The sequence below is a fragment of the Ferrimonas lipolytica genome (assembly GCF_012295575.1).
GTDB lineage: Bacteria > Pseudomonadota > Gammaproteobacteria > Enterobacterales > Shewanellaceae > Ferrimonas > Ferrimonas lipolytica.
Map to the genome: position 1 here is coordinate 665,772 of NZ_CP051180.1, position 17,089 is coordinate 682,860.

The 17,089-nt window shown below is 51.1% G+C and carries 14 protein-coding genes; 6 read left to right on the forward strand and 8 right to left on the reverse strand.

Annotated features, from left to right (window positions below; translation table 11 throughout):
* Positions 1 to 23: 23 nt before the first annotated feature.
* The 5 genes from HER31_RS03185 to HER31_RS03205 all read right to left on the reverse strand — a co-directional run bounded on the left by HER31_RS03185 (position 24) and on the right by HER31_RS03205 (position 5,369).
* Positions 24 to 1,538: a PhnE/PtxC family ABC transporter permease gene (locus HER31_RS03185; protein WP_168659233.1), complete on the reverse strand. Its 1,515-nt coding sequence runs from the start codon at positions 1,536 to 1,538 to the stop codon at positions 24 to 26.
* On the reverse strand, positions 1,525 to 2,217 hold the full coding sequence (locus HER31_RS03190; protein WP_168659234.1) for an ATP-binding cassette domain-containing protein: 693 nt from the start codon (positions 2,215 to 2,217) through the stop codon (positions 1,525 to 1,527). Before HER31_RS03190 ends, HER31_RS03185 begins: the two co-directional genes overlap by 14 nt.
* A complete protein-coding gene (locus HER31_RS03195) occupies positions 2,217 to 3,065 on the reverse strand; it encodes a putative selenate ABC transporter substrate-binding protein (protein WP_168659235.1) in 849 nt (282 codons plus the stop codon). Before HER31_RS03195 ends, HER31_RS03190 begins: the two co-directional genes overlap by 1 nt.
* 529 nt (positions 3,066 to 3,594) lie before the next feature.
* Entirely contained in the window at positions 3,595 to 4,116 is a 522-nt protein-coding gene (locus HER31_RS03200; protein WP_168659236.1) for a response regulator transcription factor, read from the reverse strand.
* The gene (locus HER31_RS03205) at positions 4,113 to 5,369 is read right to left on the reverse strand and encodes an ATP-binding protein (RefSeq protein ID WP_168659237.1); all 1,257 of its coding nucleotides are present in this window, start codon (positions 5,367 to 5,369) and stop codon (positions 4,113 to 4,115) included. The genes HER31_RS03200 and HER31_RS03205 overlap by 4 nt, the downstream gene beginning before the upstream one ends.
* Positions 5,370 to 5,534: 165 nt before the next feature.
* Here HER31_RS03205 and HER31_RS03210 point away from each other — a divergent pair, with 165 nt between their 5' ends.
* Together HER31_RS03210 and HER31_RS03215 are read left to right on the forward strand one after the other, a co-directional pair.
* Entirely contained in the window at positions 5,535 to 7,502 is a 1,968-nt protein-coding gene (locus HER31_RS03210) for a TonB-dependent copper receptor (RefSeq protein ID WP_202983597.1), read from the forward strand.
* A 541-nt stretch (positions 7,503 to 8,043) separates the two neighbouring features.
* Positions 8,044 to 8,319, forward strand: a complete 276-nt coding sequence (locus tag HER31_RS03215; protein ID WP_168659238.1) for an acylphosphatase — start codon at positions 8,044 to 8,046, stop codon at positions 8,317 to 8,319.
* On the opposite strand, the gene HER31_RS03220 is transcribed toward HER31_RS03215, so the two are convergent.
* From HER31_RS03220 to HER31_RS03230, 3 genes are all read right to left on the reverse strand, one after another.
* Positions 8,306 to 9,316 carry a CsiV family protein gene (locus HER31_RS03220; protein WP_168659239.1) on the reverse strand — a complete coding sequence of 337 codons (1,011 nt, stop codon included), beginning with the start codon at positions 9,314 to 9,316 and terminating at the stop codon, positions 8,306 to 8,308. The genes HER31_RS03215 and HER31_RS03220 overlap by 14 nt on opposite strands.
* Complete coding sequence (gene mfd / locus HER31_RS03225) at positions 9,316 to 12,768, reverse strand: transcription-repair coupling factor (protein ID WP_168659240.1); 3,453 nt, start codon at positions 12,766 to 12,768, stop codon at positions 9,316 to 9,318. The genes HER31_RS03220 and mfd overlap by 1 nt, the downstream gene beginning before the upstream one ends.
* Positions 12,769 to 12,840: 72 nt before the next feature.
* On the reverse strand, positions 12,841 to 13,413 hold the full coding sequence (locus HER31_RS03230; protein ID WP_168659241.1) for a hypothetical protein: 573 nt from the start codon (positions 13,411 to 13,413) through the stop codon (positions 12,841 to 12,843).
* Between the two features lie 72 nt (positions 13,414 to 13,485).
* Between HER31_RS03230 and HER31_RS03235 the strand changes: the two genes are divergently transcribed.
* The 4 genes from HER31_RS03235 (at position 13,486) to ppiC (ending at position 16,928) form a co-directional block, all read left to right on the forward strand.
* Entirely contained in the window at positions 13,486 to 14,679 is a 1,194-nt protein-coding gene (locus HER31_RS03235) for a lipoprotein-releasing ABC transporter permease subunit (RefSeq protein WP_168659242.1), read from the forward strand.
* Positions 14,672 to 15,358, forward strand: coding sequence for a lipoprotein-releasing ABC transporter ATP-binding protein LolD (lolD, locus tag HER31_RS03240; RefSeq protein ID WP_168659243.1), 687 nt, complete (start codon positions 14,672 to 14,674; stop codon positions 15,356 to 15,358). The genes HER31_RS03235 and lolD overlap by 8 nt, the downstream gene beginning before the upstream one ends.
* Positions 15,351 to 16,580, forward strand: a complete 1,230-nt coding sequence (locus HER31_RS03245) for a lipoprotein-releasing ABC transporter permease subunit (RefSeq protein ID WP_168659244.1) — start codon at positions 15,351 to 15,353, stop codon at positions 16,578 to 16,580. Before lolD ends, HER31_RS03245 begins: the two co-directional genes overlap by 8 nt.
* Before the next feature lie 66 nt (positions 16,581 to 16,646).
* The gene (ppiC, locus tag HER31_RS03250) at positions 16,647 to 16,928 is read left to right on the forward strand and encodes a peptidylprolyl isomerase PpiC (RefSeq protein ID WP_168659245.1); all 282 of its coding nucleotides are present in this window, start codon (positions 16,647 to 16,649) and stop codon (positions 16,926 to 16,928) included.
* Positions 16,929 to 17,089 lie beyond the last annotated feature (161 nt).

A 17,089-nucleotide genomic window follows, 5' to 3' on the forward strand; every position in this document is an offset into this window, starting at 1 on the left:
CCTTCAGTATTTAACCCGCCAGTTCAAGCGTCGCGGCAACTCAGTTGCACTGGCGCTTGCAGGCGCCGCCTCAACGTTCGCGCAATAGTATCAATCATCAAATTAAGCAGGGCGCAGGCGATAATCAGCACCAATGCTCGATCAAAGCGCAACTCCTCAAAAGCCGAGTCAACATAAAAGCCTAGTGTGGTGATCCCTAGGAATCCCAAAATGGCGGTCTCTCGCTGAATGATCTCCCAGCGGTACAGTAACCAGGTGATGAACTGAGGGTAGATCCGCGGTAACAGTTGATACAGGTAGAAACTGAGGCGACTAAATGGTGTCGGTTTGTCGTCAGTGCGAAACAGTAGGTTGTTGCTGTAGCCACCACAAAGGTGAGCAATGATGGCGCCGTTGTGTAATGCCAAAGCGATGATGGCAGGCAGTAGGCTCGGCCCAAGCAACAACAATGCTACAAAAGCCAATACAAACTCAGGGGTGGAACGGGTAATGATTAGAAATAGGTTCCCTAACACCCGACTCATGGCGCTAAATAACAGATAGTTGCGCAGTGGAAACCACAGTAACGCCAACATTGCGGTCGCAAGCAATGCTAGTTGACTGAGTAGCAGGGTATCGATGCTGCCCGGCAGGATCTGTTGTTGCCATAGTAGCGACAACCATGACTGCAGCTGTCCCAGTGATTGCCAACTGAAGCCTTCACCCCGCAGCGGTGCCGGAACGATGTCGTAGCTGATGAACTCCCAAACTAGGCTCCAGTCGACGCTGGCCGTGGGCGTTAGCGTCACCAGCGATACCGCTAAATAGAGTGGAATAAGGGCGCCACGAAACCACCAGCGCATGGTGGCTATCAATAGATAAAATAGGTACAGCAATGCTGCGGCCTCACTGTAGTCACCTTGCCGAAAGGCGCTTTCTAGGTGAAATCCTAAGGTGGGTAAACCGACAAAACCGAGTACGATTGAACTACGCATGCCGCATTCAAAACGGTAACGTGCGTAGCTTACAATATGAGGCCAAGCGATGGGGAGCTCAGCGTATAGCCGCTGGCTAAGACGTTGATTGGAGCTCTTTGGTAGAGCAGCTAATGCTGCCTTATCAATCTCTTCAAGGATCTCCCCAAACACCTTGGTAAAGATCCCACTATAGGGGATCCAGAGGGCGAGTACTGCAGTAAGCGAAGATAGGCCAAACAGCTGTAAAAAGATCAGCGCCCAAAACAGTTCGTGTACCGAACGAATAACTGCCGCCACCATGCGTACACTGCGATGTTGGTAGAATAGGGCGCAGGTAAAGCCGGTTACTGCGGCCAAACTGATCCCTTGTAACGCAAAAGCGACCGTATGAAGCAGCGCTTGCCATAGGTATTCGGTAGCGCCGAAATCCGGGGTAACTGCACCGGTGGCCATCCGTTCCAACGCTGTCCATGGAGATAGCTGAGTGGTCGCTAGATCGGCAAAGGGCAAACACAGCAGGGCGCTGATGGCGATAAGCAGTGATACGGTGCGGAATTGAATGCTGCGGCTAGTACTGTTCATGAGGATAGAGCGCCAACAGCTGGTTGCGACTGATTTCGCTGCTGAGCTGATCCAGTACGATACGACCATTGTTGAGGGCGATGATGCGCTCGCAACAACCAAGCGCCAGTTCAACATCGTGCAGTGCCACCACCATGGTGCGATGGGCAGCTTTGATCTGCTGTAACACCGTTATTGCGTGCAGTTCATCAATAGCGGACACCGGCTCGTCACCAATAAAGATTGACCGTTGTTGGTACAGAGCACGGGCGAGGCTTATCCGTTGTTGTTCGCCACCGGAGAAGCGTTCTGCCGATTGATACAGGCGCTTAGGATCACCGTTTAACAGGCCTAAAGAGGTTGCTAGCACAGCTATCTCCTCAACATCTTGGCGCTTAGGACAGATAAGGTTAGCAATGTTAGCTAAGGTTGTACGTTGGTGAAGTCGCCCCATATAAACGTTGTTATAAAGGTTTAGCATTGGCACTAACCCTGGTGCTTGTGGGCACCAACTTACCTGCTCAGCATGATGCAGGCGCAGCTGTTCAAGTAGGGTTGATTTACCGGCCCCGCTGGGGCCGATAATGGCAACGGCTTGGCCCTCGGGGATCCGTAAACTAACCTCTTTGAGGATGGTTTGCTGACCTCGAGTAACGCTTACCTGATGCAGCCTCAGTGCCACTGGGGCATCGTTAGCCATCAGTCAATCAAACCAATTGCTTGCGCCGTTGCTTTAATCGCTTGGTAATCGTCATTATTCGCAGCGATGAACTTGCTGCGAGGAAACGCCTGCAGCAGTTTGGGATCATCAATATTCAGCAATGCTTGTTGAACCTTACTGCTAAAGTCAGCGCCGAAACGGCTGTTAATGTCGCCGCGAATGGTCCATTGATAGTCGGTAAACGCAGGGGTTTCCCAAATCACACTAACCTTGCTGGAATCGATTTTGCCGGCGGCTAAGGCGCTTTCCCACACCTTATAGTTAACTGCACCTATCTGGTAACTGCCAGCTTGCACCAACTCGATGGTGCGATTGTGATCACCACTAAAGCCAACCTTGCTGAACAGCTGTTGTGGTGCCTGCTCAAATTGCTGACGCAGGTAATATTCCGGCATTAATCGACCGGAGGTTGATCCTTTAGATCCAAAAGTGAAGGTTTTGTCTTTTAGCGCTGCTGGAAGGTTATCTGCGGCGGTTAAACCAGTACTGCTATGGGCGATAAAATAGCTTTTGAAAAACTGATCTTCAAAACCCTGAGCAATGGCGTTGCTGCCTTTGACTCGCTGTCGTGCCTGCACTCCAGATAGACCGCCAAACCACGCTAGTTGTACTTGGTTGTTGCGAAAGGCAGTAATGGCAGCAGCGTAGGATTTCACTGGGACGTATTTGACCTCGACCCCAAGTTCATTGGATAGATAGACAGCGACCTGATCAAAGCGGCTGCGGAGATTACTCTCATCTTGGTCGGGAATAGCGGTGAAGGTAAAGGTATTGGACAAGGCCAACGGGCTCAGCAGCAACAGCAGTGAGCAGATAAGCAAACGCATAGTAGATTCCTTGGTTAAATAGCAAAGAGTCGTTGTTAATTTAGTGTTATAGCGGCGCTCATGCTAACAGCAAACTATTTGTTTAGTTAGACAAATTTGTGAGTCGCTAGAGCAAGGAGGGAGTTAAGGTAAGCGTTGGTAAAATAGTGATGGCAGGCTAAGCCGCTTTAAGGCGGACCGTTAGTGATGTAATCGTATTTGGTTATCGTTATGGCTATTGTTGTCTTGCATAGATGAAAGATAACGACAAAAAGTACAGTGGGCAACGAATAGGGCCAAGGGGAGCTCTGTGGTTACAGGAACGGTATCGGTAATTATTGGTATGGCGTTACTGTATTTTGGTATCAGCACAATACAAGTTTAAATTGATGTTTGCCGGTTAACCGCGCTTTGCAACGGTGGCTTCTTATCAGGAATTAGGCTCATTCAGGTTTTGGCCCATCGGCAATGGTTTGTTTACTGGTCGAGTAAAATAGGTCGAATAGCGAGCGTAGCTGTGAGCGTAAACGGCTCAACCGCTACGCTCGCATTAGGCACCTACGGGTCGTTTCTGTAGCTTCCTTTGCAGGGTACGACGGTGCATGCCAAGCTGCCGTGCGGTGGCGGAAACATTACCATCGTTGACTGCAAGCACCTGATGGAGGTGTTCCCACTCCAACCGTTCTGGCGACATTACTTCTTCGTCGAGTTGCTCGACCTCAGCGACATTACCATGCAACGCTTTCAGTAATGACTTGGTGTCCGCGGGTTTGGCCAAGTAGTCATCAGCACCGCGGCGCATCGCTTCGACGGCGCTGCTGATGCTGGCAAAGCCAGTTAGCAACACTAAGCGCACTGACGGCAAGGCGCTGCGCAGTGGTTGAATGAGTTCTAAACCACTGCAACCAGCTAGGTTCAGATCCAGCAATATGTGACTTGGCTGCGTTTGCCGTGCCTGCAGCAACACATCACACACTTGATGTACCTGGACACAGTCAAACCCTTGTTTGCTGAGTCGTCGGGCTAGCGTGCCGGCAAAGGCAACATCATCTTCGATAATTAGTAGCTTCATTGGCGACTCCGATAGGGGAGAGTTACGGTAGCAATGGCGCCTTGGTCGCTATTGTTGCTCAGCTGTAAATGGCCTCCCAAACGCTCAATACTGGCATTGCTGAGCATGACTGCCATCCCCAAGCCCTGAGGGTTGTCGACCAAGCTTTGCCCTAGTGCCTGTAAACGTTGCTGATCGATGCCATTGCCGCGATCGGCGATGGATAGACAGACCTCTTCGTTACTACTTACATGCCACTGCATTGTCAGTTGGTTCTGATGCTGTTGCTCATTAGCACTGACCGCGTTTTGTGCCAGATTAAGCAATGCCGGCAACAGCATTGCATCGGTTTTGATCTGGCCTGCTGGTGGTGCGTTCAACCAAAGCTGTTGTTGGGCTGGAAATTGCAAGTTGATGATGGCGCTAAGCTGCTGTTGCAACTGGCTTGTCTCGGTCCAACGCTGCTCATTATTACGCACGTCTGTCGCCAGCTGGCGGAAGTAATCGAGATGTTGGCCACAGTGCTTGATCGGTTCAGCTAACTCCTTTACCGCCGGACTGTCTGGGTATTCCTCTTGCAGCTCTTCAAATAACAATTGAATGGTACTAAGTGGCGTTGCCAAGTTGTGGGTTACCTGAGCTGAGGCTGTGCCCAGAGCCAATAACTGTTCCTGGCGTAGCTGCATCTCCCGACTTTGGGCAAGGTGACGTTCGCGGGTGACGATCATCTTCGCCATGGTTCCCACCACAACACTGACGACAACGGCGGAAAGGAGGAAACTTACCCACATACCGAGGTAGTGCTCAGTCATGTCCATTTCGTGCATGACCATCATCTTAGGCATGTTGTATACCAACAAACTGTATGCGCCGATGGCAGACATGGTGACGATAAACAGGTGCCCCAGTTGTAAGCATACACCGGCGAAAACTACCGGCACTAGCAGCACTGAGACAAAGGCGTTGGTGGCGCCACCAGAATAGGCTAAAAGCGCGGTGAGTATAACCAGATCAAGCATGATCTGAATCATCTGGGTTCTGAGCCCAAGCTGAGTTCGCTGCCACAACAGCGCCATGCTGATAACGTGAATTGCTAAGCCACTGGTGATAATAACGGCTCTGCTTTCACCGATACCGCCATAGCCTTGCCATAGTGGTAACAGTAATAAAATCAGGCCAATAACGGGTAACCAAATTGACCTAAAAAACAGCAACTTATGACAACTACTTGCCGCCGCAAGCGATTGACTGAGATGACGAAATGACAGTTCCATAAGTTGTCCCTAACGGTGAAAGAACGCGCACTTTACTGCAAGCAATGTGACTTGCAAAGGGTTAGCTGCGACCGATTGTCGCAGTTGTTTAGGTTTTGCTGGGGCGAGTCACGAAAATCCGTATAACTGCAATTACTTGGTTGATTTACATGGATAGACCTCCTGATGATGAACGTAAAACTGATGACAATGGCTGCGGCAGTGCAATGCGCTATGTGGGCACCACAAGCCTTGGCAACGGAAGGTTGTGGTGATCGTAGTTGCGATGAAACCATGGTAGTTGTGGCCGATACCATGGATCGAGCATTGACCACCGTGGCCGATCCCAAATTACCACGGCAGCCGATCCCAACCTTTGACGGCTCCGGCTTTTTAAAAACCATTCCAGGTTTTAACGTAACTCGTAAAGGCGGTGCCGGTGGTGACATCAGCTTGCGCGGTATGGCTGGCTCACGCATCAGTGTTATTAACGACGGTCAGCAGATGGGCGGCACCTGTGGTGGTCGTATGGATCCACCGACTAACTATATTGCGCCAGAAACTTATGAACAGGTAACCGTAATTAAAGGGCCGCAAACCGTTAAGTACGGCCCAGTTGGCAGCGCCGGTACAGTGTTGTTTGAGCGTGATCACTTTGGTATGGATGAGCAGGGAGTGGAAGGCCGCGCCTCAATGACCGTCGGTAGCAACGACCGTCTTGACTACGTTACTGAGCTGAAGGTTGGCGATCAGCAGCATTACTGGAGTTTGGATCTCAACGGCTCAGAAAGCGACAATTTTGAAGATGGCGATGGTAATGAGATCCAATCCCGTTATGACCGCGATAATCTTAATGCCGCTATCGGTTGGACCCCAACCGAAGCGAGCGTAGTTGAGCTAAATTATGGCGAGTCCAGCGGTGAAGCGGAATACGCCGATCGTGCTAACAAAGCGCGAGTTATTGATAATGAAAACTGGTCACTGTTGGCGAAAACCGATATTGACCACCAATTCTTGCGCGGGCTTGAGTTCCTAGGTTATTGGAATGAAAACGACCACATCATGGATACCTTTGATACCGGTGGTGACGACGCCTCGGGGGTGAACCCTCGTCGTACTACTTACGGCGCGCATCTGTGGGTCGAGCTTGAACTGAACCTCAACTGGCAGGCCACTATAGGCGTTGATTTCATTAACTCAACTCAAGATATGCGCAGTGGTAGCTCGCTCAATGAGTTAGCAGCAGCGGCTTATAAAGACGTGTTCTCGCAAGAGAATATCGGCATCTTTATCGAATCAGAAAACGGCATAGGCAACGGCAGCCTGTTTACCGGTTTGCGCTATGACCAGTGGCAAACTGAGCTTCATGGCACTTGGGCCGGCGGCGATAAAGACACCGATAACAACGATGACCTGTTTAGCGGTTTTGTGCGTTACCAATATGATATTGGTGTGCACCAGTATTACGTCGGTCTTGGCCACTCTGAGCGTATCGCCGATTATTGGGAAACGATGAAGTTCGGCAAAAAGCTCGAACTGGATACCGAAAAGACCAATCAACTTGATATCGGTTGGATCTACAGTGGCCCAATTGAGCTAACCGCTTCGCTGTTCTACGCTGATCTGCAAGATTATATCTTGATTGATACCAACTCAGCTCCGAACGCCCGTAATGTTGATGCCACATTATATGGTGGTGAAGCCTCGGCAAAATACAACTTCAGTGACCACTGGAGTGCGGTAACAACGGTTGCTTACAGCCACGGTGACAATGACAGCGATGACGTAGCACTGGGGCAAGTATCACCGTTGGAAGGGCGTTTAGCGGTTAACTACCAAGCTGAAGCGTGGTCGTTTGGTGCCCTGTGGCGCCTTGTTGATAAACAAGACCGTGTTGCCGAAGGGCAAGGCAATATCGTTGGCCAAGACCTCGGTGAAACCGCGGGTTTTGGGGTGTTATCGCTTAATGGGGCTTGGGATCACTCCGATGCAGTCAGCGTGAGCTTTGGCATCGACAACCTGCTTGATAAAACCTACGCAGAACACATTGCTAAGAGTGGTGCTGGCAACGACGCGCTGCCAATCAACGAACGTACTGAGCAAGTCAATGAACCTGGTCGCACCGGCTGGATTAAGTTGAGCTACCAGTTCTAACCCAGTAACAATTCGACCCCTGCTAAGTAAAACGTCACTGCTGTGGCGTTTTTTTTGGCTGTGTACCAACTAAGTGTTGTCCTTTCCTATGCAGTTAAAGCACCGGCTGAGCAAGTTTTGATCCAACGGGTTAAGCACTACCGCCGTTAATCTTCTGCGACCTAAGGCAAAGGGGGCGGAGCTCCCCTTTGGGTGCCGTAGCCACCGCGACATCCTCCCCCCTAATGCATACAAGAATGTGCCGTCGCCACTGCGACATACCCCACCCTAAAGCACCGCAATCGGCACAGCCCAAGGCTTGATATAAGCCTCAACATTTAACTTAGACAGCGCTTTTTTTGGTTGTGTTGTCAGTTAGCTACTGAGGTTTGTTGTAAGTGAACTGCGATAACAGGTGGCATTACTTCACCTTGGCAGTGCCGCTGCTTTTAGCACACCGCCGATACATTTTTGTGGCTAATGGCCGCGGTTTACTAGACTAGTAACTAGTAGAGCAAGGCGGCTGTGATCTGCCTAACTGAGTCAACAGGGGAGCGTTTAGATGAAACAAGTAGTCGCCAAGGTATCTGGAAGGGTACAGGGGGTTTGGTTTCGCGCAAGCACAATGCAACAGGCTCGCTCGTTAGGGGTGACGGGCTATGTGCGTAACCTCAGTGATGGCTCGGTTGAAATCCTCGCCCAAGGTGGCGATCTGGCGGTTGAGGCGCTATTAGATTGGGCTAACAGTGGGCCAGAGCACGCTACCGTCAATGATGTCTTAGTGAGTGACTATGACGGTAGCGATCTCTATCTCGACTTTGAGATTAGCGAAGGGTAGTGGTTGTGGCCGTACCTGTATCTTGCTGAGGTAGTTCGGCTAACTGCGGCTGCTCCATTCGACGAATCTGCATCACCATCCCCATCTCTGGGTGATCAAAATAGTGGATCTCTCGGCTGCGAACACGGCGAGCTTGGTTCATGCCGATGGTGGCTAGATAAGGCTCCATCTCGATCGCATCTGTTGCCAGCGGTTGATCATCAATAGCAAAAATCTGTACCCCTTGGTTAGTTTCCCCCAAGTTTTGTACTACCGGTTCAGGCTCCACTGGCGCGAGTGGGCGCTCACTTGGTTTTCTCAACCCAAGCTGGGTTTGAATGAACAGGAATTGATTGAGGTAGATCTTTACCGTGCCATCAAGTTGCCAGATAGGCATATCGTTGTTGCTTTCCAGTGGCGCTAGCCAACTGAAGTTTGACAGCGGCTCGGCCTCTTCAACAACGACACTGCCGTTGTTTTGGTACTGCTCTTGATAGTTTTTACCACCATAGATCCGGAAGGACTTAGCGCTGCGCTTACCGTAAACCGGCATCTGCCAGCCACTGTGTAGTAAGATCTTACTACCACTGCGACGCAGCTGTGTCGCTTGGTCGACAAATTGCAGCATATCTTCAGTCAGCAAATAAGGCGCCTGAGTTGCCGGGTTGCCAAGATGCTCTGCGGCCACCAACGCGGCCAACGAATCCGGAGCTGCTGGTTGCTTTAACTCCTGCTCCCGCAGTTCACAGCCAAGTGGATCCAGTTGCCACTGTTGGCTGTCACAGCCGTTTAATGCCAACTCCAGAGCCGATAAATCGGGCGTGCGAATGGATTGAAATAGATCAATTGCACCGTTGGTTTTGAACGGTTTTTGGTTATCTGGCCACTGTTCGCTGGTGGTTGAATCTTGGCTAAATACCAATATCTCCACTTCGAACCAGGTTGGATCTTCGGCATAGGCAAAGCTACTGCTGAGCAGTGCGATGGCGGCTACGCTGTGGGCAAGCAATGATTTCATCAGTTAAGATCCGCAGATACTAAGTTGAGCCAGTGGTCGATGGCGTTGAAACGTTCTTCTGCGTTTTCCATCTCTTGGACAAATCGCAGCTTTGTTGGACCATCCATTTTAAGGGTAGTTGGATTCGACTGCAGCAATTTAATTAACGTGGTTGCTTCGATCGGCGTTTGTTCACTGAAATCAAAGCTGCCGGACTTGGCATTGGCTTCAATGCGGCGGATGCCTAGGGCGCTGGCGCGCAGCTTCATCTTAGCGGTATTGAGTAGGTTTTCGGTTGCAGTAGGCAGACGGCCAAAGCGGTCGACCAACTCTACCTTTGCCATGATGATCTCATTTTCGGTTTTACACGATGCAATCTGTTTGTAGATCGCTAGACGCGTGTTGACGTGAGGGATGTAATCGTCAGGCAGTAAGGCCGGTAGGCGAAGCTCGAGTTCGGTTTGGTCGGCCAAAATCGAGTCCAGTGACGGTTGCTGGCCGGCTTTTAGTGCCTCGACAGTTTGCTCGAGCATATCCATATACATGCTAAAACCGATCTTGGCGATGTGGCCACTTTGTTCGTCACCCAGCAATTCACCGGCACCACGGATCTCCAGATCCTGGGTTGCCAGCATAAACCCGGCCCCTAAGTCTTCCAGTTGCTCAATCGCTTCCAATCGTTTCTGCGCATCTTTACTAAGCCGTTTTGACGGTGTCAGCAAGTAGGCATAGGCCTGGTGATGAGAGCGTCCTACCCTGCCTCGGAGTTGGTGTAACTGCGCTAGACCGAACTTATCGGCACGCTCGATGAGGATGGTGTTGGCAGTGGGGATGTCGATGCCGGTTTCGATGATGGTGGTACACACCAGTAGGTTGAAGCGACCGTGGTGGAATTCGCTCATCATCTGCTCAAGTTGACGTTCACGCATCTGCCCATGGGCAACGCCGATACGAGCTTCTGGCACTAATGCGGCAAGGTCTTTGGCGCACTCTTCAATGGTTTCGACGCTGTTATGAAGGTAATAGACTTGGCCACCACGGAGGATCTCCCGTAGCAGTGCTTCGCGGATCAACTCTGGCTCATACGGGCGGACAAATGTCTTAACCGATAATCGACGTTTCGGTGGGGTGGCGATTATCGACAGATCTCGCATGCCCGACATCGCCATATTGAGAGTTCGCGGGATCGGGGTGGCGGTAAGAGTGAGGATATCAACCTCGGCTCGCAGCGCCTTAATTTGATCTTTTTGGCGTACCCCAAAGCGGTGCTCTTCATCGACAATCAGCAGCCCTAAATCTGGGAATTTGATGTCGCTTTGCAACAACTTATGGGTGCCAATGATGATATCAATCTTACCGTCGGCGAGGTTCTGCATCGCTTTCTTTTGTTCTGAGGCAGTTTTGAAACGCGACATCACCTCAATCTGTACTGGCCAGTCGGCAAAGCGATCGCGAAAGTTGTCGTAGTGCTGTTGCGCAAGCAATGTAGTGGGTACTAACACCGCTACCTGTTTGCCACCGTGTACGGCAACAAAAGCGGCGCGCATTGCGACTTCGGTTTTTCCGAAACCAACGTCACCACAAACCAGTCGGTCCATCGCTTGGCCTTGGCGCATATCACTGATAACGGCATCAATGGCGTTGGCTTGATCTTCGGTTTCTTCAAATGGGAAACCGGAGCTGAACCGCAGGTATTCGCCATTATCCAGTTTAAAGGCGAAGCCTTTTTTGGCTTCCCGTTGGGCATAGATTTCCAGCAACTCGGCCGCGACATCACGAACCTTCTCGGCGGCTTTGCGACGGTTTTTCTCCCACGCTTCGCTGCCCAATTTGTTGAGTGGCGCGCTGTCATCATCGGCACCGCTGTAGCGGCTGATCAGATGCAACGCATTAACCGGAACGTAGAGCTTACTGCCGGTGGCGTATTCCAGCATTAGGAATTCAGCGCTCATGCCGCCAGCGTCAAGTAATTCGAGCCCTAGGTAGCGGCCGACACCGTGCTTTAGGTGCACCACTGGTTGACCAATCTTTAGTTCGGCTAGGTTTTTAACCAGAGTATCGGAGCTGACGCCCCGAGATTTCCGGCCACTGCGCTGACGGACGCGGTTGCCAAACAGCTGCGCTTCACAGATCAACGCCAGTTTTTCTTGGTTGAGCAGCACCGAGTTTTCTAGTGGGCTGACGATAACACCTACGGCTTCATCAGCGCTGACAAACTGCTGCCAATGGTCAAAACGAGTCGGCTTGATGCCAGTACTGCGGAGCAACTCAAACAGTGCTTCTCGTCGCCCCTCCGACTCCACTGAGAAGAGGGTGCGTTGCCAGCCTTGCTGCTGTTCTAACAAGCTTGTAAGTGGCTGTTTAAGCTGGTGGTTTGCCTCAATTCCAGTTAATGGCTGACATTGAGCTTGCTTCTCTTTGGCGATTTCACTGGTGCCGGCTTGCAGCTGAATTCGACCATGAGGTTTCATTGCAGCAAATAGCTCTTCGCTGCGCAGAAATAGTTCCTCTGGTGCCAATAACGGTCGTAGTGGATCAACCCGTTGGTTGTCGAAGCGATTGTGGGCGTCTTTTAGGTAGCGCTCACAAGCGTGTTGAATGTCGCCAACACTCAGCAGTTGTACCTGCTCTGGCAAGAAATCAAAGGCGGTAGAAGTGTTGGCAAAGAACAGCGGCAGATAACACTCAACCCCAGCAGGAAGAATGCCTTTGCTGATCTGTTGATACACCGACTCCGGTTCGTTGCTTATGCGCTCAAAGCGTTGTCGGTATTGGGTGCGAAAGGTATCTATTCCGGCTTGATTGGTTGGGAACTCCCGAGCAGGTAACAACGATATTGCTTCGATGGTACCTGCAGAACGTTGGCTGTCGATATCAAATGGGCGAATGGACTCGAGTTCGTCATCAAACAGGTCTAAGCGCAATGGTTGTTCGGCCCCCATCGGGAATAGGTCGATGATGGAGCCACGGACGGTAAATTCGCCATGCTCGTAAACCTGCTCAACGGTATGGTAGCCCGCCCGCGCCAGCTGAGAACGCAAGGCGTTGATGTCGATGGTCTGTCCCTGTTTGAACGACAGCACGTTACCGGCCACAAAATCCGTTGGGCATAAGCGGTTAAGGGCCGTTGATACCGGTAAAATCACCAAACCGCTACGCATGCTTGGCAGCGCATTCAACGCTTCAAGACGTTGTGAAATGATATCTTGGTGGGGCGAAAAGCTATCGTAGGGCAGGGTTTCGCGATCAGGGAATAGCAATACCGGGTAGTCGCCGTGGCTTAAATAGTTAAGCTCTTGCTCCAGCTGCAGCGCCGTGGGGGTGTCTTCAGTGATCAACAGGGTAAGTTGGTCGCTGTTTTGGCGGATCAGCTGATCAGCACTTAAACTCAGTGCCGAGCCAGTTAACCCAGTTAATTTTAGTTTGCTGCCTGCACCGGCTTGTGGCGGTTGCAGTGGAGAAAAGCGACTCATACGAAATTCCGTGTAGGTAGCGTTGCTGCTACCGGGCTAAAAATAGTCAATGGCTGGCAACGTTAACCGAAGTTAGTTACCCCGTTGTTTGTCTGCACGCGCCCGCAGTTGTCGTTGTTGTACTTGTAAGCTGGCGCGTACCAGCTGTTCTTGTGCAGCTTCAACAATGCTGCTGAACTGGATGTCGGCAACGACGCCAGCGTCACTGTCGCTGCAGTTCATCACTTCGCCATGGGCGAATACCGCTAGGTTGTCATCGTCGATAAAGATCCGCATTGATACCGCACTGCCTTGCACCAATGTCGTTGGTGCTAACACCGACACGCCAGAGCCGCCAAAGCGTTGCCCTTGGCAGCGAAAGTCGGCACTAGGATCTTGGGCAAGTTGTTGTTGCAGTACCAAATCAATCTTTGTTGCTTGTAGTTTAAGGTATTGCGCTAAGCCTTTGGCGTGCTTTTCCATATTTTGCAATAACGGTAAACATTCACGCTCTAAATCGGTAACCTGAGACATTAATCGGAAGGCGGTTGGCATCTGCGTGATAAGTTGTTGTTCGTCCAACCAAAGCTGATCTGGGTTGATTTGATCAATCAGAACTGTGAACGAACTGGCGACGCTGAAGAAGGATTCATCGGATGCTGACATTGCCAGTCCTTGTTAGTTACATGGTTTTGCCATTATTATCTGCGAACTTATGGATTTAGCCAACCTAACCCTATGATTTCTCCTGCTCCCTTGATGATCGGGTTGCGCTATTGGCGTGCTCGCAAAGACACGCGTTTCGTTTCGTTTATTACTTTGTTCTCCGTATTGGGGATCACTATTGGTGTTGCTGCGTTGATTATGGTTAGTTCTGTAATGAACGGCCTCGAAGATCGGCTAAAAGGTCAAATTTTAGGTTCAGTGCCGCAGATAACCTTAACTGCTGCGAAGGGCGACACAATTCCAACCGTGTCAACCTTTGACGGGGTAAAAGCGCAGGTACCTATGCTGGCGAGCGAAGCGTTGCTCAGTCAGGGCGGGCAGATGTCTGGCGCGCAGGTCATTGGTATTAGCCCTGAATTGGAACAACCCGTGTCGCCGGTTGCTGCTGCAATGGTTCATGGCCAGTTCAACAATCTGGTGAGTGGCCAATATCAAGTCTTACTGGGCTCAGGCTTAGCCCGTAAATTAAATGTATGGAGCGGCGATACCATACGCATTATGACTTCAGGTGGGGCACGATACACGCCGATGGGGCGAGTGCCGGGCCAGCGTTTATTTACCGTTAGCGGCATCTTCGAGCTTGGCGCTGAAGTGGATCAGGCGATGGCGCTTATCCACATCGATGATGCCAAACGGTTATTGCGTCAATCTCACCAAAGCCGTCTTTACCTTGATGATGCTTTCACGGCACCGGAGCTCAGCACTCAGTTGCAGCAGCAATACCCGCAGTTAACGGTGCAAGACTGGCGGCAACAGTATGGCCAGTTGTTTGCGGCGGTGAAGATGGAAAAAAGGATGATGTCGCTGTTATTGGGGCTGATTATTGCGGTGGCCGCATTCAATATTGTTTCCGCCTTGGTAATGATGGTGACTGACAAAACCGCCGATATGGCGATATTGAAAACCCAAGGGTTTAGCCGCCATCACATCATGCAGGTGTTTACCGTACAGGGCATGAGCAGTGCTTTATTAGGTACCGTTATTGGTGCAGTGATTGGGTTATTCCTTACTTGGCAAATGCAGCCATTACTCAGCATGCTGGGAATTTGGCTGCTCCCACCGGGGCAGCCGTTGCCAGTACTTATTGATTATCAACAAGTTATATTGGTGGTGCTTGGGGCACTACTACTTAGCTATTTAGCAACTATATACCCCGCGTGGCGGGCGTCTCACGTCAATCCAGCGGAGGTTTTACGTCATGAGTGATCCAATTTTACAGTGCCAGCATTTGGGCAAGGTATACCAAGAGGGTAAGCAGCAAACCCGAGTGCTTACTGATTTGTCACTGTCGATAAATGCTGGTGAGTTGGTGGCAATTGTTGGTAGCAGTGGCTCCGGTAAAAGTACCTTGCTGCATCTGCTTGGCACACTTGATACCCCCAGCGAAGGCCATATTCAGTTTGCTGGGCGAGATATCGCTAAGTTATCGGAGCGCGAACGCAACACCCTGCGTAATCAGCAGCTTGGTTTTATCTACCAGTTCCACCACTTATTGCCTGAGTTTACTGCACTTGAAAATGTGGCGATGCCGATGCGGATCGCTGGCATAGCCTCCAATGAGGCAAACCAACAGGCAGAGCGGTTGCTAGGTCGGGTTGGTTTAGCAGAGCGAGTGAGTCATCGCCCAAGTGAGCTGTCCGGTGGCGAGCGCCAACGGGTGGCCATTGCTCGTGCTTTGGTTAATCAACCAGCCTTGGTTCTGGCTGATGAGCCTACCGGTAATCTGGATGAAACCAGCGCAGAATCGGTATATGAGTTGCTACGTGAGTTAGCGCGGGAGCAGGGGACCGCCTTTGTAGTGGTTACTCACGATCGTGCTTTAGCGGCCAAATTGGATCGACAGCTAGAGATGCGTGCGGGCCATTTGGAGACTGCTCATGGCTAAGGGGTTAGCGCTGCAAATTGGCTGGCGTTTTTTGCGCGGTCGCAATAACAATGGTTTTGTGTCGTTTATTTCGCTGTCGTCGGTTGTTGGGATAACCCTTGGGGTAACCGTGCTAATTATGGTGCTATCTGCCATGAATGGCTTTGAGCGTGAGCTAAAAGAGCGGTTACTTGCGGTTGTTCCACATGGTGAGTTTGTGGCAGCTGCTGGCACCTTGGATGACTGGCAAAAGCTGGCGGCCGAAGCGCGAGCGGAACCGGGCGTTGAGGCAGCGGCACCCGCGGTATTGATTCAAGGCTTATTGCAGCGAGGCGATGGCATGAAGCCGGTGTCGTTACGAGGGATCGATATCGAGCAAGAGGGCACAGTGTCTGCGGCGCCGCAGTTTATCGACGCTGCCGCGTGGCAAAGCTTGCAAGAGAATCAAGCTAACGTGGTGTTGGGAGCAGCGTTGGCACAACACTTAAATGTTGATGTTGGCGAGCGAGTCAGTCTGCTGATTCCAGCGCCCGATGCGCGTCAGGCTCCCCGACGACAGATTTTGACGGTTACTGGTCTTTTCAAGATGGGCGGTGAAATCGATAACAGTATCGCCTTTACCAATATCGACTTTGCCGCCAAAGTGATGGGAGTTGCTGGACCAACCAGCGTGCGCATTAAGGTCTCTAACCTGTTTGATGCGCCGGGCTTAGTTCGGACCATTGGCTTTCGCCAATCGCAATATATGATGCTTGAGGATTGGACCCGAACTCAGGGCCATCTCTACAGCGATATTCAGCTGGTGCGAATGCTTACCTACCTTGTGTTGGTATTAGTGGTTGCAGTAGCCAGTTTTAATATTATTTGCTCACTGGTGATGGCTGTTCGTGATAAACAAGCTGAGATCGCTATCTTAAGAACCATGGGTATGAGCCAAAGCAGTGTCCTCACCAGCTTTATGGTGCAAGGGGCGGTTACTGGCGCGGTTGGCTGTTTGCTCGGTGCCGCTATCGGTTCGCTACTGGCGTGGCGATTGTCTGAGCTGGTGGGGTGGATTGAATCGACCATGGGAATTACCATCTTATCTGGCGACGTTTACTTTATTGATTTTCTGCCATCGCAACTGCAGTTAAGCGACGTACTGTTAGTTACAGTGTTGGCCTTCATAGTTACGTTGGTGGCGACTTGGTATCCCGCTTGGCAAGCCAGCCGCTTGAAGCCGGTTGAGGCGTTACACCGCTAGCTCTAATGGGGCAAGACTGATAGGATCCGCGCAATTTTTTCGGCTCGCTTAACGAGGAGACCCCTGATGGCTCGCACAGCAGCAGCGTTACACATTTTGGTAAAACATGAAGAGAAAGCCAAAGAATTGCTTACTCAGTTAGAAAAGGGCGCGAACTTTCAAACTCTCGCGAAGAAGCACTCGACCTGCCCATCGGGTAAGAAGGGCGGTAGTCTTGGTGAATTTGGTAAGGGTGATATGGTGCCAGCCTTTGATAAAGCGGTATTTACCGGCGCTATCTTGAAGCCAATTGGTCCAGTAAAAACCAAATTTGGCTTTCATATCATCAAGGTATTGTATCGCACCTAACAGCCCAGCGTGTCTGTTCTAACGAACACGAGAATCGAAACTACGGCAGCCTTGGGTTGCCGTAGTTGTTGGTAGCGGCGGGGGGCTCTTCAGCTGAGTCGCTAGGGCGGGTTCTGGCCAGCTGTTGTCATTGCTGCTTACCTAACTAGATTTGAGTTAAA

Excerpts from the sequence above, each read along its gene's own strand:
- HER31_RS03190 (WP_168659234.1), bottom strand. The coding sequence starts at position 2,217 with ATGGCTAACGATGCCCCAGTGGCACTGAGGCTGCATCAGGTAAGCGTT.
- mfd (WP_168659240.1), bottom strand. The coding sequence starts at position 12,768 with ATGAGTCGCTTTTCTCCACTGCAACCGCCACAAGCCGGTGCAGGCAGC.
- HER31_RS03220 (WP_168659239.1), bottom strand. The coding sequence starts at position 9,316 with ATGAAATCATTGCTTGCCCACAGCGTAGCCGCCATCGCACTGCTCAGC.
- HER31_RS03230 (WP_168659241.1), bottom strand. The coding sequence starts at position 13,413 with ATGTCAGCATCCGATGAATCCTTCTTCAGCGTCGCCAGTTCGTTCACA.
- HER31_RS03205 (WP_168659237.1), bottom strand. The coding sequence starts at position 5,369 with ATGGAACTGTCATTTCGTCATCTCAGTCAATCGCTTGCGGCGGCAAGT.
- HER31_RS03245 (WP_168659244.1), top strand. The coding sequence starts at position 15,351 with ATGGCTAAGGGGTTAGCGCTGCAAATTGGCTGGCGTTTTTTGCGCGGT.
- HER31_RS03210 (WP_202983597.1), top strand. The coding sequence starts at position 5,535 with ATGATGAACGTAAAACTGATGACAATGGCTGCGGCAGTGCAATGCGCT.
- HER31_RS03195 (WP_168659235.1), bottom strand. The coding sequence starts at position 3,065 with ATGCGTTTGCTTATCTGCTCACTGCTGTTGCTGCTGAGCCCGTTGGCC.
- HER31_RS03185 (WP_168659233.1), bottom strand. The coding sequence starts at position 1,538 with ATGAACAGTACTAGCCGCAGCATTCAATTCCGCACCGTATCACTGCTT.
- HER31_RS03235 (WP_168659242.1), top strand. The coding sequence starts at position 13,486 with ATGATTTCTCCTGCTCCCTTGATGATCGGGTTGCGCTATTGGCGTGCT.
- ppiC (WP_168659245.1), top strand. The coding sequence starts at position 16,647 with ATGGCTCGCACAGCAGCAGCGTTACACATTTTGGTAAAACATGAAGAG.
- lolD (WP_168659243.1), top strand. The coding sequence starts at position 14,672 with ATGAGTGATCCAATTTTACAGTGCCAGCATTTGGGCAAGGTATACCAA.
- HER31_RS03215 (WP_168659238.1), top strand. The coding sequence starts at position 8,044 with ATGAAACAAGTAGTCGCCAAGGTATCTGGAAGGGTACAGGGGGTTTGG.
- HER31_RS03200 (WP_168659236.1), bottom strand. The coding sequence starts at position 4,116 with ATGAAGCTACTAATTATCGAAGATGATGTTGCCTTTGCCGGCACGCTA.